16 protein-coding genes, 1 other RNA gene and 4 pseudogenes are annotated in these 19,409 nt (G+C 37.8%); 7 read left to right on the top strand and 14 right to left on the bottom strand.

What is annotated here, in order from left to right:
* Positions 1-17 precede the first annotated feature (17 nt).
* Together nifJ and A9Y75_RS00095 are read right to left on the bottom strand one after the other, a co-directional pair.
* The gene (gene nifJ, locus A9Y75_RS00100; RefSeq protein ID WP_071187066.1) at positions 18-3,587 is read right to left on the bottom strand and encodes a pyruvate:ferredoxin (flavodoxin) oxidoreductase; all 3,570 of its coding nucleotides are present in this window, start codon (positions 3,585-3,587) and stop codon (positions 18-20) included.
* Positions 3,588-3,898: 311 nt separating this feature from the next.
* Positions 3,899-4,342: a DUF202 domain-containing protein gene (locus tag A9Y75_RS00095; RefSeq protein ID WP_071187063.1), complete on the bottom strand. Its 444-nt coding sequence runs from the start codon at positions 4,340-4,342 to the stop codon at positions 3,899-3,901.
* Between the two features lie 149 nt (positions 4,343-4,491).
* Here A9Y75_RS00095 and A9Y75_RS00090 point away from each other — a divergent pair, with 149 nt between their 5' ends.
* From A9Y75_RS00090 to A9Y75_RS00075, 4 genes are all read left to right on the top strand, one after another.
* Entirely contained in the window at positions 4,492-5,406 is a 915-nt protein-coding gene (locus A9Y75_RS00090; RefSeq protein ID WP_071187061.1) for an AAA family ATPase, read from the top strand.
* Between the two features lie 384 nt (positions 5,407-5,790).
* Entirely contained in the window at positions 5,791-6,531 is a 741-nt protein-coding gene (locus tag A9Y75_RS00085) for a cytochrome c biogenesis protein CcdA (protein ID WP_071187059.1), read from the top strand.
* A 3-nt stretch (positions 6,532-6,534) separates the two neighbouring features.
* Positions 6,535-7,914 (top strand): cytochrome c biogenesis protein, encoded by a 1,380-nt coding sequence (locus tag A9Y75_RS00080; RefSeq protein ID WP_071187057.1) that lies wholly within the window; start codon positions 6,535-6,537, stop codon positions 7,912-7,914.
* Positions 7,915-7,994: 80 nt separating this feature from the next.
* The gene (locus A9Y75_RS00075; protein ID WP_071187054.1) at positions 7,995-8,696 is read left to right on the top strand and encodes a serine/threonine protein kinase; all 702 of its coding nucleotides are present in this window, start codon (positions 7,995-7,997) and stop codon (positions 8,694-8,696) included.
* An 86-nt stretch (positions 8,697-8,782) separates the two neighbouring features.
* On the opposite strand, the gene queF is transcribed toward A9Y75_RS00075, so the two are convergent.
* The 5 genes from queF to A9Y75_RS00050 form a co-directional block, all read right to left on the bottom strand.
* A complete protein-coding gene (queF, locus tag A9Y75_RS00070) occupies positions 8,783-9,193 on the bottom strand; it encodes a preQ(1) synthase (protein WP_071187052.1) in 411 nt (136 codons plus the stop codon).
* A gap of 48 nt (positions 9,194-9,241) precedes the next feature.
* Positions 9,242-9,649: a hypothetical protein gene (locus tag A9Y75_RS00065; protein ID WP_071187050.1), complete on the bottom strand. Its 408-nt coding sequence runs from the start codon at positions 9,647-9,649 to the stop codon at positions 9,242-9,244.
* 151 nt (positions 9,650-9,800) lie between these two features.
* A complete protein-coding gene (locus A9Y75_RS00060) occupies positions 9,801-10,184 on the bottom strand; it encodes a phasin family protein (RefSeq protein WP_071187048.1) in 384 nt (127 codons plus the stop codon).
* 25 nt (positions 10,185-10,209) lie between these two features.
* Positions 10,210-10,306, bottom strand: an RNA gene (gene ffs / locus A9Y75_RS00055) — signal recognition particle sRNA small type.
* 37 nt (positions 10,307-10,343) lie between these two features.
* Positions 10,344-10,610 carry a YciI family protein gene (locus A9Y75_RS00050; protein ID WP_071187047.1) on the bottom strand — a complete coding sequence of 89 codons (267 nt, stop codon included), beginning with the start codon at positions 10,608-10,610 and terminating at the stop codon, positions 10,344-10,346.
* A gap of 502 nt (positions 10,611-11,112) precedes the next feature.
* On the opposite strand from A9Y75_RS00050, the gene A9Y75_RS00045 reads away from it, so the two are divergent.
* Positions 11,113-11,919 (top strand): peptidoglycan-binding protein, encoded by an 807-nt coding sequence (locus A9Y75_RS00045; RefSeq protein ID WP_071187045.1) that lies wholly within the window; start codon positions 11,113-11,115, stop codon positions 11,917-11,919.
* A 62-nt stretch (positions 11,920-11,981) separates the two neighbouring features.
* Here A9Y75_RS00045 and A9Y75_RS00040 read toward each other — a convergent pair whose 3' ends face one another.
* Positions 11,982-13,205: a ribulose bisphosphate carboxylase small subunit gene (locus A9Y75_RS00040; RefSeq protein ID WP_071187043.1), complete on the bottom strand. Its 1,224-nt coding sequence runs from the start codon at positions 13,203-13,205 to the stop codon at positions 11,982-11,984.
* 154 nt (positions 13,206-13,359) lie between these two features.
* Here A9Y75_RS00040 and A9Y75_RS00035 point away from each other — a divergent pair, with 154 nt between their 5' ends.
* Positions 13,360-13,875, top strand: coding sequence for a GNAT family N-acetyltransferase (locus A9Y75_RS00035; protein WP_071187041.1), 516 nt, complete (start codon positions 13,360-13,362; stop codon positions 13,873-13,875).
* A gap of 106 nt (positions 13,876-13,981) precedes the next feature.
* Here A9Y75_RS00035 and A9Y75_RS00030 read toward each other — a convergent pair whose 3' ends face one another.
* From A9Y75_RS00030 to A9Y75_RS00010, 5 genes and pseudogenes are all read right to left on the bottom strand, one after another.
* Positions 13,982-14,206 carry a type II toxin-antitoxin system prevent-host-death family antitoxin gene (locus A9Y75_RS00030; RefSeq protein WP_071187040.1) on the bottom strand — a complete coding sequence of 75 codons (225 nt, stop codon included), beginning with the start codon at positions 14,204-14,206 and terminating at the stop codon, positions 13,982-13,984.
* A gap of 129 nt (positions 14,207-14,335) precedes the next feature.
* Complete coding sequence (locus A9Y75_RS00025) at positions 14,336-14,665, bottom strand: ribulose bisphosphate carboxylase small subunit (RefSeq protein ID WP_071187038.1); 330 nt, start codon at positions 14,663-14,665, stop codon at positions 14,336-14,338.
* Positions 14,666-14,711: 46 nt separating this feature from the next.
* Positions 14,712-15,141 (bottom strand): annotated as a pseudogene (locus A9Y75_RS00020) (chaperonin family protein RbcX).
* Positions 15,142-15,225: 84 nt separating this feature from the next.
* Entirely contained in the window at positions 15,226-16,656 is a 1,431-nt protein-coding gene (locus A9Y75_RS00015; RefSeq protein WP_016949411.1) for a form I ribulose bisphosphate carboxylase large subunit, read from the bottom strand.
* 1,190 nt (positions 16,657-17,846) lie between these two features.
* A pseudogene (locus tag A9Y75_RS00010) lies at positions 17,847-18,110 on the bottom strand (IS701 family transposase); the annotation flags it as partial.
* Positions 18,111-18,279: 169 nt separating this feature from the next.
* Here A9Y75_RS00010 and A9Y75_RS29185 point away from each other — a divergent pair.
* Positions 18,280-18,462, top strand: a pseudogene (locus tag A9Y75_RS29185) (acetyl-CoA carboxylase, biotin carboxyl carrier protein); the annotation flags it as partial.
* Between the two features lie 16 nt (positions 18,463-18,478).
* Here A9Y75_RS29185 and A9Y75_RS00005 read toward each other — a convergent pair.
* Positions 18,479-19,150, bottom strand: a pseudogene (locus A9Y75_RS00005) (IS701 family transposase); the annotation flags it as partial.
* Positions 19,151-19,409: the final 259 nt, after the last annotated feature.

Here is a 19,409-nt window from a genome sequence, read left to right as displayed (position 1 = left end):
CAAATGATGAAAACTCTTTACCTATTCGCTAAATATTGATACATTTCCCATCTTGCATTAACTTCTGCTTGCGCTTGTTCTAGCAACTGTTTCGCAACTTCTGGTTTACTCTTCGTTAACATCTTAAATCGGTTCTCTTGATACATTGATTTTTCTACCGATTCAGAAGGTGCTTTCATATCCAATTGTAGGGGATTTTTCCCCTGGGTTTGTAATGCCGGATTATAGCGATATAACAACCATCTTCCTGAGTCTACTAACGCCTTTTGCTGATGTAAACCTTTGGTCATATCAATACCGTGAGCAATACAATGACTGTAAGCAATAATGATTGATGGCCCGTCAAAAGCTTCCGCTTCTAAAAATGCTTTGAGTGTATGTTCATCTCGCGCCCCTAACGCTACACTCGCCACATAAACATTACCATAAGTCATCGCCATTAAACCCAAATCTTTCTTGGGTGCAGGTTTTCCACCGGTCGCATATTTTGCAACTGCGGCTTTGGGAGTGGCTTTAGAAGATTGTCCTCCGGTATTAGAATAAACTTCTGTATCCATGACCAAAATGTTCACATTTCGTCCTGTGGAAATCACATGATCAATACCACCAAAGTCTATATCATACGCCCAACCATCACCCCCAACTATCCACACACTTTTCTTGACTAAATAATCAGCGAGGGATTTTAGATTTTGGATTTTGGATTTTAGATTTGCGTCTTTTGTAGTTTCCAAAATCTCAGCTAATTTGTGTTTGAGAATGACAATTCTTTCTCGTTGTTCCCAAATATCTGCTTCGGTTTTTTGTTCGGCTTTGAGAATTGCATTAACTAAATTATCGCCAATTTTACTACTTAATTGTGACAATAATTCCCCTGCAAATTCCGCTTGTTTGTCTATAGATAAGCGATAACCAAAACCGAATTCGGCGTTATCTTCAAATAAACTATTGGACCATGCGGGACCTCTTCCCTCAGCATTTTGACTCCAGGGAGTTGTGGGGAGATTTCCACCGTAAATGGAAGAACAACCGGTGGCGTTGGCAACGAGTGAGCGATCGCCAAATAATTGTGTTAATAATTTAAGGTAGGGCGTTTCTCCGCACCCAGCACAAGCACCGGAAAATTCAAACAATGGTTCCTGGAGTTGTTGTTGACGAATTTGATTTAATTTCAATTTTCGACTGTCGGGATTTGGTAAACTCAAAAAGAAATTCCAATTTTCCCGTTCTTGTTCTCGCAACGGTAATTGCGGACTCATATTAATGGCTTTGCGGGTGGGTTCAGCCTTGTTTTTAGCAGGACAGACACTAACGCAAATTTCGCAGCCTGTACAGTCTTCTGGGGCTACCTGAATGGTAAATTTCTGGTTAGCAAAGTCCTTATCTTTGGCGTTAGTTGATTTAAAAGTTATCGGTGCGTTGACTAACTCACTAGCTTGATAAGCTTTAGCGCGAATAGCAGCGTGAGGACAAACCATCACACATTTACCGCATTGAACGCAGACATCACCATCCCAAACGGGTATTTCTTCCGCAACGTTGCGTTTTTCCCATTTTGCAGTTCCACTGGGGAAAGTTCCGTCAGCAGGTAAAGCACTGACAGGTAAATCATCACCTTCCCAAACCATGATTTTCCCAAGAACATTCTCGACAAATTCGGGTTTATTTTTTTGTAGAGACGTTTCATGAAACGTCTCTACATTAAATAATTTACCTTTTTCTACTAGGGGAATTTCGATTTCATGGAGATTTTCTAAGGTGTTGTCTACGGCTTTTAAATTCATGTTGACAACATCTACGCCTTTTTTACCATAGGTTTTTTCTATGGCTTGTTTGATTTTAGAGATCGCTTCTTTTTCTGTCAATACTCCTGCTAAAGCAAAGAAACACACCTGCATGATAGTGTTAATTCTTCTGCCCATACCACTATTTTTCGCTACTTGACTAGCGTTAATAGTGTAAACTTTCAGGTCTTTGTCAATAATTTGCTGTTGAACTCTTGGGGGTAGATTTTCCCAAACTGTATCTGCATTATAAGGACTATTTAACAACAAAGTCGCCCCTGGTGCAGCAGCTTTTAAAATATCAATGCTTTCCACAAATCCCCAATGGTGACAACCGATGAAATTAGCTTTGTCTATGAGGTACGTTGAGCGAATTTTGCCAGTTCCAAAACGCAGGTGAGAAACGGTCATTGAACCAGATTTTTTGGAATCATAAACAAAGTAACCTTGGGCGTTATTTTCTGTGCCTTCACCGATGATTTTGATGGAGTTCTTATTTGCACCCACTGTACCATCTGAACCTAAACCATAGAACATTGCTCGCACTACATGATCTGGTTCTGTTGAGAAATTGGGGTCAAAATTCAAAGAAGTGAAACTGACATCATCATTAATCCCAATTGTAAAATGATTTTTGGGTTTAATGAGGGTAAGATTATCAAAAATACTCTTCACCATTGCGGGAGTAAATTCTTTAGAAGAAAGTCCATATCTTCCCCCAACAATTTTCGGGAATGTAGTTTTTTTCCAGCCTTCATAAATGGCTGTCACCACATCTAAATATAGTGGTTCTCCTGCGCTTCCGGCTTCTTTAGTTCTATCAAGAACGGCAATAGATTTGACACTATTAGGTAATGCTTCTATAAATCTAGCCACATCAAAAGGGCGGAAAAGGCGCACTTTCAAAACTCCGACTTTTTCCCCTTGGTTGTTGAGATAATCTACGGTTTCATGGACAGTTTCACAACCAGAACCCATAATTACAATTACTCTTTCTGCGTCAGTACTTCCATGATATTCATAGAGTTTGTAATATCGGCCTGTGCGTTCTCCAAATTTGTCCATAATTTTTTGGACAATATCAGCACAACCATCATAATAAGGGTTTGCACCTTCACGAGATTGAAAGTAAACATCGGGGTTTTGGGCTGTTCCTCGTAATACTGGCTTATCTGGAGTTAAGCACCGTTGACGATGTGCAGATACTAATTTTAAAGGTATAAATTCCTCTAAATCTTCATCTGATAATAATTCAACTTTTTGCACTTCATGGGATGTTCTAAACCCATCGAAAAAGTGCATAAATGGTACTCTTGCTTCTAAAGTTGCAGCATGAGAAATTAAGGCAAAATCATGACTTTCCTGTACAGAAGCCGAACACAAAAAAGCGAAACCAGTCGCCCTTGCAGCCATGACATCACTATGATCACCGAAAATAGATAAAGCGTGTGTAGCTAAAGAACGAGCGGAAACATGAAGTACAAAACTGGTTAATTCTCCCGCAATTTTGTATAAATTAGGAATCATTAATAATAATCCCTGAGAAGCGGTGAAAGTTGTACTTAGTGAACCTGTTTGTAATGCCCCATGTACCGCAGCAATTGCCCCTCCTTCGCTTTGCATTTGAGTGATATTGGGAACAGTACCCCAAAGATTCGGTTTATTTTCCGACATCCAAGCATCAGCCCATTCACCCATATTTGAAGAGGGGGTGATAGGATAAATAGCAATTACTTCATTTAATTTGTAAGCTACACGGGCTACGGCTTCATTACCATCAATTGTGGCAAAAGATTTGTTCATGATTTTCCTTCCTGTGTCTTTTGTGGTTGTTTAAACTGTATGCAGAGAACCCCAAAAGATAAGCATTGAAAATAGCTAAAGTCAGGAAGTTAAATTGTGATATTTTCTACATTTTTATGAATTACAAAATATTAATTATTTTTGGCTTATAGCCAATTTTTTAGATATTATCATCTTATGCTTATACTGCTCTATTTTATATTAATAATGTACTCAAAAACAAATAATCCAGAATTTACAAGTATTTCATCTAATTTTTATGTTTAAAATAGGGTATAGGTGCGGGTAAATTATTAACTAAATTAAAAAAATTACCGAATATGAAAAGATTGATTTTGTTTAGGTGTAGAAACCGGACGTTGAGGTAGTTGATTTCTTATTAAGAGTAAGGGAATACTCAGCAATCCAAAAACTATAACTGCTCCAGTCATAATTAACACTGGTAAACGTTTAGGTCTATAGTCGCCTTGTTCAATTTGCCAGAAAATTTGATTGTATCTCCATGCTGCTAAAACAATAGTAATAATACCAAATACTACTAAAAAAATTCCCAAGTTTTCAGAGTTGATTAAGGGGTTTACAATAGATTCTTGTTGTGTGAAAGCAGCATTAATTTGACGTAAAAATATACCAAATCTGGAAATAGCAAAACCAAAGCTAATTAATGCAATAGAAGTGCGTAACCAAGCTAAAAAAGTACGCTCGTTTGCTTGATGTTCGCGGATACGATCTATATTAGGTAATTTATTTCTCATAAAATAGAACAGTGATTTATATTCATTATAAAAATTTGTAAGTTGCAATTGAAAAAGATTTGTAGTCGGTTGCTTGATTTTATATTTTGATTTATAATGAACCAATGCCAACCGTATTTATACATAAAATAGTAAATTCTTAACACAAGATGACTTATCGAGATCCTAATATTGAAGCTGAACTACAACGCATGAAAAGAGAGTTAAATATCTCTGGAAGTAAGAGGGTTAATAGTACAGGTAATCATGATTCTAACTCTCAAGGTTTAGATCATGTGATTAAGAAACTAAATCACCTTGTGGGAATGGAAAATGTTAAAAATGACATTAACACTTTTATCAATTTTTTGAAAGTTCAGAAAATGCGTCAAGAACAAGGTTTACCAAATATTTCTATTTCCCTACATTCAGTATTTTGTGGACCTCCGGGAACTGGTAAAACAACGGTTGCACGTTTAATGGGTCTAATATACAAAGAATTAGGTATACTTGCTAAAGGCCATGTTGTCGAAACTGATAGATCAGGTTTGGTTGCAGGTTATGTTGGACAAACAGCTTTAAAAGTAGATGAAGTCGTAAATTCAGCATTAGATGGAGTTTTATTTATTGATGAAGCTTACGCACTAGCACCAGCAGGTTCAGGAAAAGATTTTGGACAAGAAGCAATAGATACTTTATTAAAAAGAATGGAAGACTATCGAGATAGGTTAGTTGTGATTGTCGCTGGTTATAGTGATGAGATGTCAATATTTATTGATGCTAATCCTGGTTTACAGTCGAGATTTAATAGATATTTTTATTTTGATGACTATAAACCGGAAGAACTATTAAATATTTTCGAGGGAATATGTAAGCAACAGCATTATAGAATAACCCCCAGAGGTAAAGAAAAACTTCTAATACACTTCACAAAGTTATATTCTGAAAAAAATAATAGTTTTGGAAATGGTAGACTTGTTAGGAATATCTTTGAGAAAACAATCGAAAGACAAGCTAACAGATTAGTGAAAATAGCCGCAGTCAATAAAGAAATGATGATGACTATTACCTGGGAGGATATTTAGCTATCCTAAATTATTCATGAAGCAATTTTCTAGTTTCCAGTCTCCAGACTGGGAATGCTATCCCAGAGGTTATATGTTTAATTAAGGTAATAACACACCCTTGGATCTTACTCAAAAACATTATAAACACAGAACAGCTAAAATATCAATCCTGTAATCACCAAATCTCGTCAACTTATTGATAATATTCTCAATATTGTTGAGAATTAGCTTTAACTATTGCGAAAACTGTCAGATAGAACAATTTTTGAACCTAAATATATTAGAAAAAATTATCTTTAAATATTGATGTCGATTTTCCACACAGTCAGTCCAACCGATAAACAACAAACTAAAATACGCTAAAATGCAAACAGAGTAAGCATTTCCCCTTTAACAATAATCATGCTGGAGACTCTGCAAACACAAATTTATCAACTTGAACAGTTCGCAAACAGCCTTGTTGCTAACCAACTCACCCACCTTAGCGTCGTCAGCATTGCCATTATTTTTGCCGCCGGCTTGCTCACCAGCCTCACGCCTTGTATGCTCTCCATGCTGCCCATTACCATCGGCTATATCGGCGGTTATGAAGCTAAAACCCGCTTACAAGCAGCAGCCCAATCAACTTGGTTTGCGTTGGGATTAGCAACTACACTGGCAGGGATGGGAATTATAGCAGGTTTAGTTGGAAAAGTCTATGGGCAAATAGGAATTGGTTTACCAATTATAGTTAGCATTATTGCTATTATTATGGGATTGAACTTATTAGAAGCTCTACCCCTACAATTTCCATCTTTGAATGAGACAAATTGGATTTCCCAAGATTTACCTCCTGGAGTGCGTTCATACTCGATTGGGTTAACATTTGGGTTAGTCGCTTCACCCTGTAGCACACCAGTTTTAGCCAGTTTATTAGGTTGGGTTGCTAATACTCAAGATTTAATTTTAGGTGCTGTTTTATTACTTTCTTACACAGCCGGATATGTGGCACCATTAATTTTAGCAGGTACGTTTACTGCTTCTATTAAAAAAATATTAGAATTGCGCCGTTGGTCAGGTTGGATAAATCCTGTCAGCGGTGCATTATTGGTAGGCTTTGGTGTTTTTTCTTTACTTTCTCGCATTCCTATTGGCAGTTTCTAGACAATGACTATAGATAATACAACATCCACAGAATTAAGTTGGTGGTTAATCCCTGGGCGATTTATCCGGCGGGAGATTTTGCCTGTATTAACTGATTTACGTTTGGCAATTATCCTCTTATTAGTAATTGCCTTATTTAGCATTAGTGGTACCGTCATTGAACAGGGACAATCACCTGCATTTTACCAATCTAACTACCCAGAACATCCGGCTTTATTTGGTTTTTTGACTTGGAAAGTCATTCAAGTAGTTGGGTTAGATCATGTCTATCGAACTTGGTGGTTTTTGGCTTTATTAGTGTTATTTGGAACTAGCTTAACAGCTTGTACTTTCACCCGTCAATTACCAGCCCTAAAAGCTGCCCAAAAGTGGAAATATTACGAAGAAACCCGCAACTTTAAAAAATTAGCTTTGAGCGCAGAATTAGAGACTGTTCCTTTACAGTCACTTACGCCAATTTTACAAAAAAACCGTTATAAAATATTTCAAGATAAAAATCCAGAACAAGATGATATGCTTTACGCCCGTAAAGGCATAATTGGACGCATTGGTCCGATTATTGTTCATATTGGTATTGTTGCCATTTTGCTGGGTGGAATTTGGGGCGCAATGACCGGATTTATGGCTCAAGAAATGATTTCTAGTGGCGATACATTCCAGGTCAAAAATCTTATTGATGCTGGGGCTTGGTCATCTCAAGATGTATTAAAAGATTGGTCAGTGCGTGTAAATAGGTTTTGGATTGATTACACACCTACGGGGGGAATTGACCAATTTTATTCTGATCTGTCTGTGTTGAATAAAGATGAGAAAGAAGTTGACCATGAGAAGATTTATGTCAACAAACCACTGCGTTATCATGGTGTAGTTTTCTATCAAACAGATTGGGGAATTTCTAGTGTCCGTGTGAGATTAAATAAAAGTCCGATTTTTCAATTACCAATGGCACAATTAGATACCAAAGGTAAAGGCAGACTTTGGGGAACTTGGATACCAACTAAACCTGATTTAAGTGAAGGTGTTTCCTTACTAGCAAAAGATTTGCAAGGAATGGTTTTAATTTATGATGCTAAAGGCAAATTAATTAATACTGTCCGTGCGGGAATGTCCATACCTGTGAATGGGATAAATTTGAAAATTCTTGATGTTATTGGTAGCACAGGTTTACAAATTAAATATGATCCTGGTATACCCATTGTTTATGCAGGATTTGGTTTACTAATGCTAGGTGTGGTCATGAGTTATTTTTCCCATTCCCAAATTTGGGCATTACAAAAAGGTAATATTCTCTATGTCGGTGGTAAAACTAACCGCGCCCAAGTGGCATTTGAACAAGAAGTTTTAGGAATTTTAGATCAACTTAGTGACCCAGAAAAAAAATAATTTTTTCTTCATGGGGCATAATAGCAATTGAGTGGTGTATTTTATTCATGTGATACCACTCATAATGCTGCTTCTATCCTATGGATAAATCCAATATTCAGCCACTGATTACAAGTATCCACCAAGAACTGATACCCCAGTTAATTGTGGAAAGTGTCCATCCTCACAACCCAGCACAAGTGCGGCATCTTCCTCCCCCTTGGCAACTTCTAGGTACAGGAAACTACGCAGCAGTAGTTTATCATCCTGAATACCCAGACTTGGTAGTCAAAGTTTACGCAACCGGTCGTCCTGGGTTTGAGGAGGAACTAGAAGTTTACCGTCGTCTTGGTTACCACCCGGCTTTTTCTGAGTGTTTTTATGCTCAAGAAGGCTTGTTAGTCTTAAAAAGATTATATGGTGTTACCCTTTATGACTGTCTGCACAGAGGTTTGCGTATTCCTCCCCAGGTGATCAAAGATATTGATAGTGCTTTGGATTATGCGCGGACTCGTGGACTTTTACCTCATGATGTTCATGGAAAGAATGTGATGATGTTTGAGGGACGGGGTTTAGTTGTTGATATTTCTGATTTTCTCCACCAGGACCGCTGCTCAAAATGGGATGATCTGAAAAAGGCTTATTATTTTATATATTTGCCTATTTTCTATCCTTTGCGGTTACGAGTACCTTATTCATTTTTAAATAAGGTTCGCAAAACCTACCGCTTTGTAAGTTCTTTTGCAGGTAATGTATTTAAATTTATTAACAAATTAATTGGTCGCAAATCTCTGAAAAATTGAGCCGATATGGTTAGTAATACAGAAAAAATATCCAAAATGTTCGTAGTAAGGACTTAAGTCCTCACTACAAACCTACGTTAAAAAACTTATTTTTGATGTCTTACTTCCACAACAGTATGCACATTCCCTCTGGGAGTAAAATCTGTCTTTACCGTTACTTCCAAAGGGTCACAAGCGGCAACAAAATCATCTAAAATTTGATTAGCTGATTCTTCGTGGGAAATATAGCGATCGCGATAACTATTAATATAGAGTTTCAGCGCCTTCAATTCCACTACTCTTTCATCAGGTATGTAGGAAATATATATGGTCGCAAAATCAGGATAACCGGAAAATGGACATTTACAGGTAAATTCCGGCAAACTAATATTAATGTCGTAGCGTCTACCCACACGCGGATTAGGAAATGTAATCAGTTTTCCTTCCTCAATCTCACGTTCGCCATACTTCATTTCTGGATTAGCTGGGGTTACAGTCTCAGGTAAGGAACTACTCATAAAATTATTCAAAAAAAATGCAGAGATTCATAAATATTAACTTAACACTCAAAACTCAGTATTACTTTTTTCCCAGTCTGGACAACTTGTATCATCGCAACCGTGGGGGTGCATAGCACAAACTAATAAATTACCGCCATACACTTGGCCATGATAATTGCTACAACCTATGCAAGCGGAATTTTGTTCTGCCGTAGCTTCAACTGAATAAGGAAAACCCGGATCTACATCTCCTGCTACGTCTTCCAGTTCCCAGTAAATTTCTAGAAGCGGTTCAGCCAATTCCTGTAAATACTGATCAATTTCAATAGCAATATTATTGCTTACTTGCTCAGTAATTTCTTCCGTTAGTTCAAAAAATGCATCAACCATGTCATTCATTCCTAGGAAGAAGCGTTCTACTTCATCAGCCACAGTTTCGATGATGTCAACTAAATCTTTTTGCCACGGTTCCATAAACTTAACGCCCTTAATACCTAAAAATAGGGCGCTTTATTCAGCTAGGTTGGCAGTGCTAAAATACATATTAATGCACATCACCCAGCTTTAAGTATCGCGCCATTTTCAACTTACCGACTGTGCTGATGATCAGAGTAAAAAGTAGCTTTTACTGATCATGTTTCAATCTTTCTAGTTGTTTTTGCAGTTCTAGCACTTGATCCCGTAAATGATCAACATTTTCGGTTGCTGGTTGTTTCACAGTTGGTTCTTCATCTACCTCCAAAATTTCGATGCGACGAGGTTCAGAAGGGGCTGTTTTTTCAGGCTGTGTACTGGATGTTTGGGGCTGCTGGGCTTGCTTCATCATATCTTCAACGAAACGACGAGCTTCTTCGGTATTCATTTCGCCCTTAGCCACCATTTCATCAGCCAGTTTTTGGACTTGCGATCGCAGTTCGGCTAATTTCCCCCCCGCTTTTTCGCCGGCGTAAGAAGCCAAGCCAACACCGAGGTAAAAAGCTTTTTGAACAATATCTCCAAAACCAGGCATTGCTGTAGAGCGCTCCTAAAAATGGGGCGACCCGGAGACTACGCCTACCACAAGCATCCCGTATTGCTGCTACCTTCCGGTCCTGACAAGATTTGGGCGTTGAAGTCGCATAGATCCAGGTCTTTTAGTATCATAACATCAAAAGTCAGTAATTGTGTGTCATTCCATAACAATTCGCCATTCGTAAAGTTGATAACTGACACAACCGTTCTGTACCAAGGGATCACCAGCAACTATCGCCTGTGCTTCATCCATAGATGCCGCCTCAAACAGCATCATCCCGCCTCCCCGTTGCGCCCAATAGCCTGTTTTGGCTTTATGTCCTTTGTCTATCAAGTTTTGTACATAAGCTGTATGGGCGGGTACATATTGATCAAAGGTGGGTTTATCTACTCTACCTGCTTCAATCTTTACAAACCAAGGCATATCAATTTTGGAATTTTAGATTGGCAATAACTTATCATAATTCGTTATTTGATTTCTAAATTTCATCTATTTGTATTATCATCATTAATTTTTTACACAGTATAAGCCTAAATACCAGGATTGGTTTTATACTCTTTGATATCAAAAGCATCAACTGAGTACACTTTTATGTCTGAACCTTTAATCGGTTAAGAAAGCAGAAAAAGCCGTCACTATTTACAACCAACTCCCAAGATAAAAACTAAAAAAGCTTTGCTGAATAAGAATATGAATGAGCTTTACTCATAAGAGGATGTTTAAAAAGTATTCCATAAAACCAATAACCTCCAAAAATCTAATCCCTCTTCTTTACAAGGAGATAGATTTTAGGGTTAATTTTATGACTTTCCCAACATCCTCTCAAAGTAAATGCCAAAAATCAAACTTGAAAAGTGAGTATTGTAGAAATTCATATCTAAATTCAGCAACGTTCTCACAATTGTCTTAGAAAAAGGATAGCCTTATGACCACCAAATTGATTCTCAATAGTAATGAAATTCTCAGAAAAGGCACGAAAGGACAAAAAGTTCAGCAGTTGCAAAGAATTTTAACAAACCTTAAACTCAATCCCGGCCCAATAGATGGTGATTTTGGTAATAAAACCTTCGCCGCCGTCCAAAAATTTCAACAACAACAGGGTTTAATAGCAGATGGAATAGTAGGAAAAAAAACTCAGAATGCTTTAAATCAATCTCTTGATAATCTCATCACCACACCAAACAAACCCCCAGCCCAAGCCCTAGTTCAGGAACAAAGTCTAAATATTGATTTCAAAAATCTTTATGGTGGTTCATCTGGAAAACTACCACTTCCTGGAGTTGCTCTCATTAAAGAATTTGAAGGATTATTTCTAAAAGCTTATCCAGATCCTCTCTCTGGAGGTAAACCCATCACCATTGGTTGGGGAACTACTCGCAAAAAAGATGGTAGTGAATGGAAACTGGGTGAAACAATTACCAAAGCAGAAGCAGAGGAAATTTTAATTTTTCAGTTAGAAACTAAGTATTTACCACCCCTAATCAAAATACCTGTTTGGAACGAATTAAATGTCAACCAACAAGGAGCTTTATTAAGCTTTGGTTATAACTTAGGTGCTAACTTCTATGGTGGTTCCAACTTCCAAAGCATGACTAGAGTCTTGAGAGATAAAAAATGGGATGAAATTGAAGAAACTTTTCTAAAATATAGAAATCCCGGAACTAATGTAGAAGCAGGTTTAAGGCGGAGAAGACAGGCAGAAGCCAAACTATTTTTAACTCCAGTTCGCTAAATATTAAATTCAACTTCTGTAGAGACGTTCCGCCGGAATGTCTCTACATTAAAAAATCCTAATTACTTGCCATTCGGACGCTGAATAATTGTTTCTAATACTCTACGCTTGGCTTGCGGATCAATACCTACTAAGCGGACATATTCACCGCTATATTCAGCCAAACAAGATTCTAACATAGAAATAGCATCGGAATGTGCATCAATATTGAAAGAACCACAACTTTGCCAAGAACCTGTGCGAAAACGACGTTCATCAACGTGTTCAATCCCAATTTTGTAACCTTGAGCTAAAATTTGGCGGACTTGTTCTTGAGTTTCTAAAGTTAAATGGGTAGATTGATTAACCACAGGTTTACTAACTGGAATTTCCGCAACAGGAGAAGCTGCTTGATAACCTTTCCCTCGATTTAAGCGATTATATTCATCAACTAAATGAGAAGTTTCCACCCGTTTTTGTTCACCCACCATAAATTTACCGGACTCAATTAAATGAGATAGAGTAAAATCTGGCTTTTTAAATGCTGGCGGTCCCTCTAAACTGTTTACCACTCGTAAAGAAACATTTTCAAAACCGATTTGATGAATAAATTCGCGGATTTGTTCATCATAAATTCGAGAACGTAAGGCGCTAAAAAAGTCAATAGATTGATGAGGAAAAGTATCAACTAATTGTTCAATTTCTCTTTGTGAAAGTCCATCAGGCGCAAAAATTCCGCCGACAATTCCCACCTTATCATCGCGGTTAGGTTCCCAGTAAAATTTGTCCATTCTCCCATCACGAATTAATGGTGCATAGAGAGTAGAAAAATCATTTCCAGTCACAATAATCGGAACACGACATAAAGGATTGGAATCATAACTTCCCGGTAACTGCACATCTGTGGGATTATCAGCAATATTCATCAGTGTGGCATTTACCAACTGGGTATTTACTGTATATTGAGTGCCTTCGTCAAAGCGCCCTGCACCTGCATCTAAATCATTAATCATCAGTACGCACATTTTCCCCCGTACCTTGATTAATTCTGCTGTTTCCCGATAACGTAACCGAATCAACCGCGCAGGATCTCCCGCGTCTGGACTTTCTAATTCTCCCCCAGATATCAAAGTTACTTCGATACCCATTTTTTCAAAGACTAACTCGCATTGAAAGGATTTTCCCTCTCCTTTGCGGCCATGAATACCTAAAATCAGGGGAACTCGAATACCAGGAATATTTAAAAAGTTTTTGGTAATATGAACTGCAAGTTTATCAAGAAAGCTGGGAGCAATATAGTAACTCATAGAATTATCTCCAGTTATGATTTATTGAGATCATCATAGATTTTTTTTGTAACCATAGTCAATTAAATGGTAAATTAAATTTGGAAATACTTACACCTGAATCCTTACCTTAATTTTTACTTTCATTAGATTTAATTTATCTGTAATTATCACTATGAATGATTCATCAATTACCATTACCAAGTTATTAGATTCTGATTTAGAAGAAATGAGAAAAATCAGTGAAAAAATTTGGTATACCCATTATTCTACAATAATCAGCAATGAACAAATCGATTATATGCTGAGTAAAATGTATGGAACAGGAATAATTGAAAATGAAATTTATAGCCAAGGGATATTTTATGATAAGGTTTTACATAATTCTGAATTAGTGGGTTATTTATCCTATGGTTCAGAAATAATGGATAATATTAGTTATTTAAAATTACATAAATGTTATTTATTACCATCATTACATGGTTTGGGTTATGGTCAAAAGATGTTATCTCATGTACACGAAAAAGCGCAAAAAATGAATTTTAAACAAATTATTCTCAATGTCAATAAAAGGAATGAAAAAGGAATTAAAGCTTATACCAGATTTGGTTTTAAAATTATTGATAGTCAGGTTAAAGACTTTGGTGGTGGATTTGTCATGGATGACTATATCATGGGCTATGATTTTTAAGAGATCTGATTATTCTCATCGTTAATCAATTCTAAAACTTGATTACTAAGTCGAGAGTTATCTGTTACATACCAAATAAATGTATGTGTATCTATCAAAAACATCATCACATATATTCCTGAAAATCTTCTAAAGGTGCGTCAAAATCATCAGCCATTGTTACCATTCCTTTAGCACTACCAGGTTGACGACGGTGTTTAATTGGTAATACAGGAATTAATTTCACTACAGGTTGATTATCTTTCATGATGATAATTTCATCACCACCAAGTGCGGCTTCAATTAAATCAGATAAATGTTGAGATGCTTCATTAACAGTAATTTGTTGCATAATAATCACCTTTAGCTTTGTGTGTGCGACTCAACCGACAATTCTATTCTCTATCAAAACTAAAAAAAGAGAGATAGAAAACTCTACCCCTCTTTTTAATTTATCAAATAACTATTAGCTAATTAGCTCTTAGTATCTGCTGGGTTTGTGAACAAGAAAGCTCATAACTTGACACTGCTTAATGTTGTCAAAACCAACAACACGGATGTAGCAGTTACTATACTGAGAACGGCAACCTTGAACTTCGCTCAATACTTCTTGAGCAGTTTTAGCGCCGAACAAAGGCAACTTCCACATTGTCCAATAAAGTTCTGTAGGTTCAGAAGTTTCGTTGAATTCAATTGCAGGAATAAAACCTTGTGTGATAATGTACTGAACTTGCTTGGCAATTTGCGCGTCAGACAGAGGGGGAAGATAAGAAAGGGTTTCGTAACGACGCTCTTTTGGTAAAGTTTGCATAGCTTTTGATAAGTGGGGGAGATTTTTTACTATTTCTTTGACTGAACTAACTGGATAAATTATCCAAATTAGGAATGGCTACGCCACGCAGGCTATCAGATATTGTCTGTCTTTGGTGTTTCCGGGCTGGGACTTGATAAATTTAGTTGCGTAATGCGTTCGAGATGCTGGCGACGCTGTTCCATATTGGCTTGCTGAATGCCAGTACAAACCATTTCTGGTAAGAAATCTGCCACTTCCGCCGCTATGTGTTCCCTGACAGTCATAATCCGCAAAGCCAAATCTGACTTTTCCAGAAACAGTTCCTCAATATACGCTTCTCCGTCTTGGATTTTGCCAGCGGAAAAGTTTTGCAACCAATGTGCTAAAGGAGGATTTGTTTCGCCTAGCTGTGCCAATACCGTCCTTAGCGCCTGATAAGTCAGGTAGCTTTGAAGAGTTTTGGCTGTGTCTTTCGCAATTTGCTTTAGATCCATGCTTGACCCCAGCCCTATAGATTTTAGATTTTAGATTGGGAATTTTTAATGAATCCCAAATCCAAAATCCCAAATCCTAAATCATCAGACGGTATCCATTGCTTCAAACTCGAACTTAATTTCTTTCCACAGTTCGCAAGCAACAGCCAATTCAGGAGACCACTTAGCAGCTTCGCGGATAATATCGTTACCTTCACGAGCCAAGTTACGGCCTTCGTTACGAGCTTGAACAACTGCTTCTAAAGCTACGCGGTTAGCGGTAGCACCAGGAGCGTTACCCCAGGGGTGTCCCAAAGTACCACCACCGAATTGTAGTACGGAGTCATCACCAAAGATTTCTACCAACGCGGGCATATGCCATACGTGGATACCACCAGAAGCAACTGCCATTACACCAGGTAGAGAAGCCCAGTCTTGGGTAAAGTAAATACCGCGAGACTTGTCTTGCTCAACGTAGTTTTCACGCAATAGGTCAACGAAGCCCATTGTGATTCCACGTTCACCTTCCAACTTACCAACTACTGTACCGGTGTGGATGTGATCACCACCAGACAAGCGAAGAGCTTTAGCCAATACGCGGAAGTGGATACCGTGGTTTTTCTGACGGTCAATTACAGCGTGCATAGCACGGTGAATGTGCAACAGAATACCGTTATCACGACACCAACGAGACAATGTGGTGTTAGCTGTGAAACCTGCGGTCAGGTAATCGTGCATGATGATGGGCATTTTGAGTTCTTTAGCGTACTCAGCCCGTTGCAACATTTGTTCGCAGGTAGGAGCGGTAACGTTCAGGTAGTGACCCTTGATTTCGCCGGTTTCTGCTTGTGCTTTGTTGATAGCTTCAGCTACGAACAAGAAGCGATCGCGCCATCTTTGGAATGGTGCGGAGTTGATATTTTCGTCGTCTTTGGTGAAGTCCAAACCACCACGCAAACATTCGTATACAGCGCGTCCGTAGTTCTTAGCGGAAAGACCTAATTTGGGCTTAATTGTACAACCCAACAGAGGACGACCGTATTTGTTCAACTTGTCGCGTTCAACTTGAATACCGTGAGGTGGTCCTTGGAAAGTCTTGATGTAAGCTACAGGGAAACGAATGTCTTCCAAACGTAGCGCCCGCAGAGCTTTGAAACCAAATACGTTACCGACGATAGAGGTCAATACGTTGGTTACAGAACCTTCTTCAAACAGATCCAAAGGATAAGCAACGTAACAGATGTACTGGTTGTCTTCACCGGGAACTGGTTCGATATCGTAACAACGACCTTTGTAGCGATCTAGGTCGGTCAACAAGTCTGTCCAAACTGTTGTCCAAGTACCAGTGGAAGACTCAGCAGCTACAGCCGCACCAGCTTCTTCAGGAGGAACTCCGGGTTGGGGAGTCATCCGGAATGCTGCTAAAAGGTCTGTATCTTTAGGAGTGTAATCAGGTGTGTAATAAGTTAGTCTGTAATCTTTAACCCCAGCTTGATACCCAGACTTAGCCTGAGTTTTCGTTTGAGCGTAAGACATATTTTCCTTCCAACAAGTCTCTCTTTTTACTATCAAATCACGTTATGTGCAACTTCTTCTCATCCCTATCCTTTCTTCATTCTTAATGAAATTATAAGTTTTGCTTATAGTTAGGGGCGATACGGCTCGATGGTGGCAGTATTACTGCTGCACAAACCTGGTTACAGTAGCAATTTACCGCAACAAATTTTTTACCATATTTTTCAGACGCACTATTTGACGCTGTTATTTTTCGTCCCAGGAATACAAAATCTTTTCATCTTGAGTTTGCATACCCTACTAAACCCACTTAATTCAAGATCAACTTTTTGGCTTTACAAGCCGTCTGAGGAATTTTTGCCTGAAAAACCGTTGCATTCCAGTGTATAAAGCTGGTTTGCTGCAATTGTCTTTTTTTTAGTCTGATACCTTTACCTAAAGACGGTAAAGATTCATCATCAGGCAATTTCACTTAAGAGAGGTTTAGTCATGGGATGGGCAAGGGAGAAGAAGTTGCACATCAGTGAATTTGTAGCTTACCCCACAATATATCAATAATTCAATAAGTTATTTTTCAAAATTTGCCTACATATATATTTAAATTTGTTATTACATAAAGATTTAAACATTTTGTTAAGAATGATTTACAAATGTATATATCTCAGTGTAAGGCGGTCAGGGGATAAGAGTTTTATTATAAAAAATTGTAATATACAATACCAATACAAAAAATAATGGCGACAGATAACAAGCTGGAAAGCTTATGCGGTAAATACTTTGCCATTAATTATCTAAAATTCGCAAGACTGATATAGAAAAGAAGTATGCAAGTATCAGTGTTAGGTGTGTGAATTTGAATTTTGAAGGGGACACGGGGATACCCCATGTCTAAAGCCAGGAGATTCCAGCAAGGAATGTCTTTTTTATTCTCCACGACTTAAGTCGGGGGCTTGAAACCATTTGCGTCGAACGTCGGACACAGACGACTCTCCGCGTCCTCTTCGGTAACTTTCCGGTAATTAGACATGATCATAGAATTTGCCACCATTATTTCAACCATTACTCCTGTAATTAAAAAACACGCTCCTCAAGCTGCTTCATCAGGCGAAACGCATCTAAATTATCTTGACAAAGTTAACCTATACTATAAAATTTCTAGGTTATTAATAGTCTAGGACTTACGCATTGACAAAAAATATCATCTATGTAGTCTAGATAATGGCATCCTTGCGAAGGTTGGCAAAAATATGCTCACGGACAACAGAAGTAAACAGATTCCTTTGTACTTCATACCAATTGCTAATTATATTTTCAGAGCGCATAAACTCCAATTTCACAAAAGCTTGAAGTGAACAAAATATATGAGTTTTGATTGCACAGGTATCTCTAACCATGAACCGACAAATTCCACATACTTGTTTTATGGCTCGATGAAATGTTTCAATACCCCAATGGGTATCATGAATTGTGATAAAAACAAAGTTTCTACACCTGATAGTGACTGGGTAATAGGGAATCATTCTCCAATTACCAATTACCAATCCAAAATTGGTATTACCGATTTCAATCCCTTGTTTATAAAGGGATTAAATCTCTGCCACACTTAAGATTTTCATTTACGTTTAGGTCGAGGTAAAAAAAACTGTGCCATTAGACTTTAATGAAATCCGCCAACTACTGGCAACTATTGCACAAACGGATATTGCAGAAGTAACGCTCAAAAGCGATAATTTTGAGTTAACGGTACGGAAAGCTATCGGTAATCATGTACTCGCGGTAGGTCAAGCTACACTAAGTGGTGTGGTGGGTTCGGGATTGACATCGGTAACGACAGGAAATCAGATTCATCTAGTAGATATAAAATATAATGTCTAGAGTCTTCCTTTTTAAAGTCTTTCCTAAACAATTTTATAAATCCAAATTCTTTCAGATGAGTCCTTAATCCTTCTTGGGGAATAGCCAGAGTGCTTACTTGACAATACTTGTGTGGCTCATTTGAAACAGTTCTATTTTTTTCAATTCCGAATAGGAAACCCAATTTCTGGTTTTTTAGAAATTTCAAGTTTTCTACTCCAGAATACCAACTATCTCCTGTTACCATTCTGGGTTTGACTCCCCAGCTTATTATTTCAATTACCATTTCTCTAAAATAATCGTTTTTTGTTTTTCCCTCCTTTTTATCATATATTCTATAATTTATTGGTACTGAATTACCATTAATATCACTGTAATATAGACTAATTAAATTTAAGCCAATAATAGTTTTATGGGCTTTCCCTGACCAAAAATAACTGATTAATTCCGCATTTTTAGGGTCGCTGTAAATCTTTTCTATGACTGTATCGTCTACACTTAATATCCCTCCTTCCAGATTGATAATTTTCTCTATTATGCTGAATAAATCTTTGGGTTCGTATCTCTCTCTCAATAAAAAGCGGTTTACACTATCATGTGAAACATCTCCCAATATCTCCGCTAACCTACTGCACCCTCCATACTTTGGCTCTGACAGCAAAAATAAGGTGTAGATGTCTAGATTGCATTGTGCTGTCGAGGGTTTAGTAATTTCTCTCATTCTCTCATACCCATTACTCGACGACTCTTATTTATCAATGCACTATTTTGTTATTCTGTCAATGCGTAAGTCCTAGTATCCATTTTTTTTGCTTCACTATAGGATAATATAGCGTTTCCCAGTCTAATGAAGTACACACCAATTTATTCCCTGTTCCCTGTTAAGAGTCAGGGTTAGCGCGTCTCAAATCCTGTTGACA

It is taken from the genome of Trichormus sp. NMC-1, from assembly GCF_001858025.1.
In the GTDB taxonomy this organism is placed as follows: Bacteria; Cyanobacteriota; Cyanobacteriia; order Cyanobacteriales; family Nostocaceae; genus Anabaena.
This window is presented reverse-complemented; position numbering and strand designations above follow the sequence as displayed.

Excerpts from the sequence above, each read along its gene's own strand:
- nifJ (WP_071187066.1), bottom strand. The coding sequence starts at position 3,587 with ATGAACAAATCTTTTGCCACAATTGATGGTAATGAAGCCGTAGCCCGT.
- A9Y75_RS00095 (WP_071187063.1), bottom strand. The coding sequence starts at position 4,342 with ATGAGAAATAAATTACCTAATATAGATCGTATCCGCGAACATCAAGCA.
- A9Y75_RS00090 (WP_071187061.1), top strand. The coding sequence starts at position 4,492 with ATGACTTATCGAGATCCTAATATTGAAGCTGAACTACAACGCATGAAA.
- A9Y75_RS00085 (WP_071187059.1), top strand. The coding sequence starts at position 5,791 with ATGCTGGAGACTCTGCAAACACAAATTTATCAACTTGAACAGTTCGCA.
- A9Y75_RS00080 (WP_071187057.1), top strand. The coding sequence starts at position 6,535 with ATGACTATAGATAATACAACATCCACAGAATTAAGTTGGTGGTTAATC.
- A9Y75_RS00075 (WP_071187054.1), top strand. The coding sequence starts at position 7,995 with ATGGATAAATCCAATATTCAGCCACTGATTACAAGTATCCACCAAGAA.
- queF (WP_071187052.1), bottom strand. The coding sequence starts at position 9,193 with ATGAGTAGTTCCTTACCTGAGACTGTAACCCCAGCTAATCCAGAAATG.
- A9Y75_RS00065 (WP_071187050.1), bottom strand. The coding sequence starts at position 9,649 with ATGGAACCGTGGCAAAAAGATTTAGTTGACATCATCGAAACTGTGGCT.
- A9Y75_RS00060 (WP_071187048.1), bottom strand. The coding sequence starts at position 10,184 with ATGCCTGGTTTTGGAGATATTGTTCAAAAAGCTTTTTACCTCGGTGTT.
- A9Y75_RS00050 (WP_071187047.1), bottom strand. The coding sequence starts at position 10,610 with ATGCCTTGGTTTGTAAAGATTGAAGCAGGTAGAGTAGATAAACCCACC.
- A9Y75_RS00045 (WP_071187045.1), top strand. The coding sequence starts at position 11,113 with ATGACCACCAAATTGATTCTCAATAGTAATGAAATTCTCAGAAAAGGC.
- A9Y75_RS00040 (WP_071187043.1), bottom strand. The coding sequence starts at position 13,205 with ATGAGTTACTATATTGCTCCCAGCTTTCTTGATAAACTTGCAGTTCAT.
- A9Y75_RS00035 (WP_071187041.1), top strand. The coding sequence starts at position 13,360 with ATGAATGATTCATCAATTACCATTACCAAGTTATTAGATTCTGATTTA.
- A9Y75_RS00030 (WP_071187040.1), bottom strand. The coding sequence starts at position 14,206 with ATGCAACAAATTACTGTTAATGAAGCATCTCAACATTTATCTGATTTA.
- A9Y75_RS00025 (WP_071187038.1), bottom strand. The coding sequence starts at position 14,665 with ATGCAAACTTTACCAAAAGAGCGTCGTTACGAAACCCTTTCTTATCTT.
- A9Y75_RS00015 (WP_016949411.1), bottom strand. The coding sequence starts at position 16,656 with ATGTCTTACGCTCAAACGAAAACTCAGGCTAAGTCTGGGTATCAAGCT.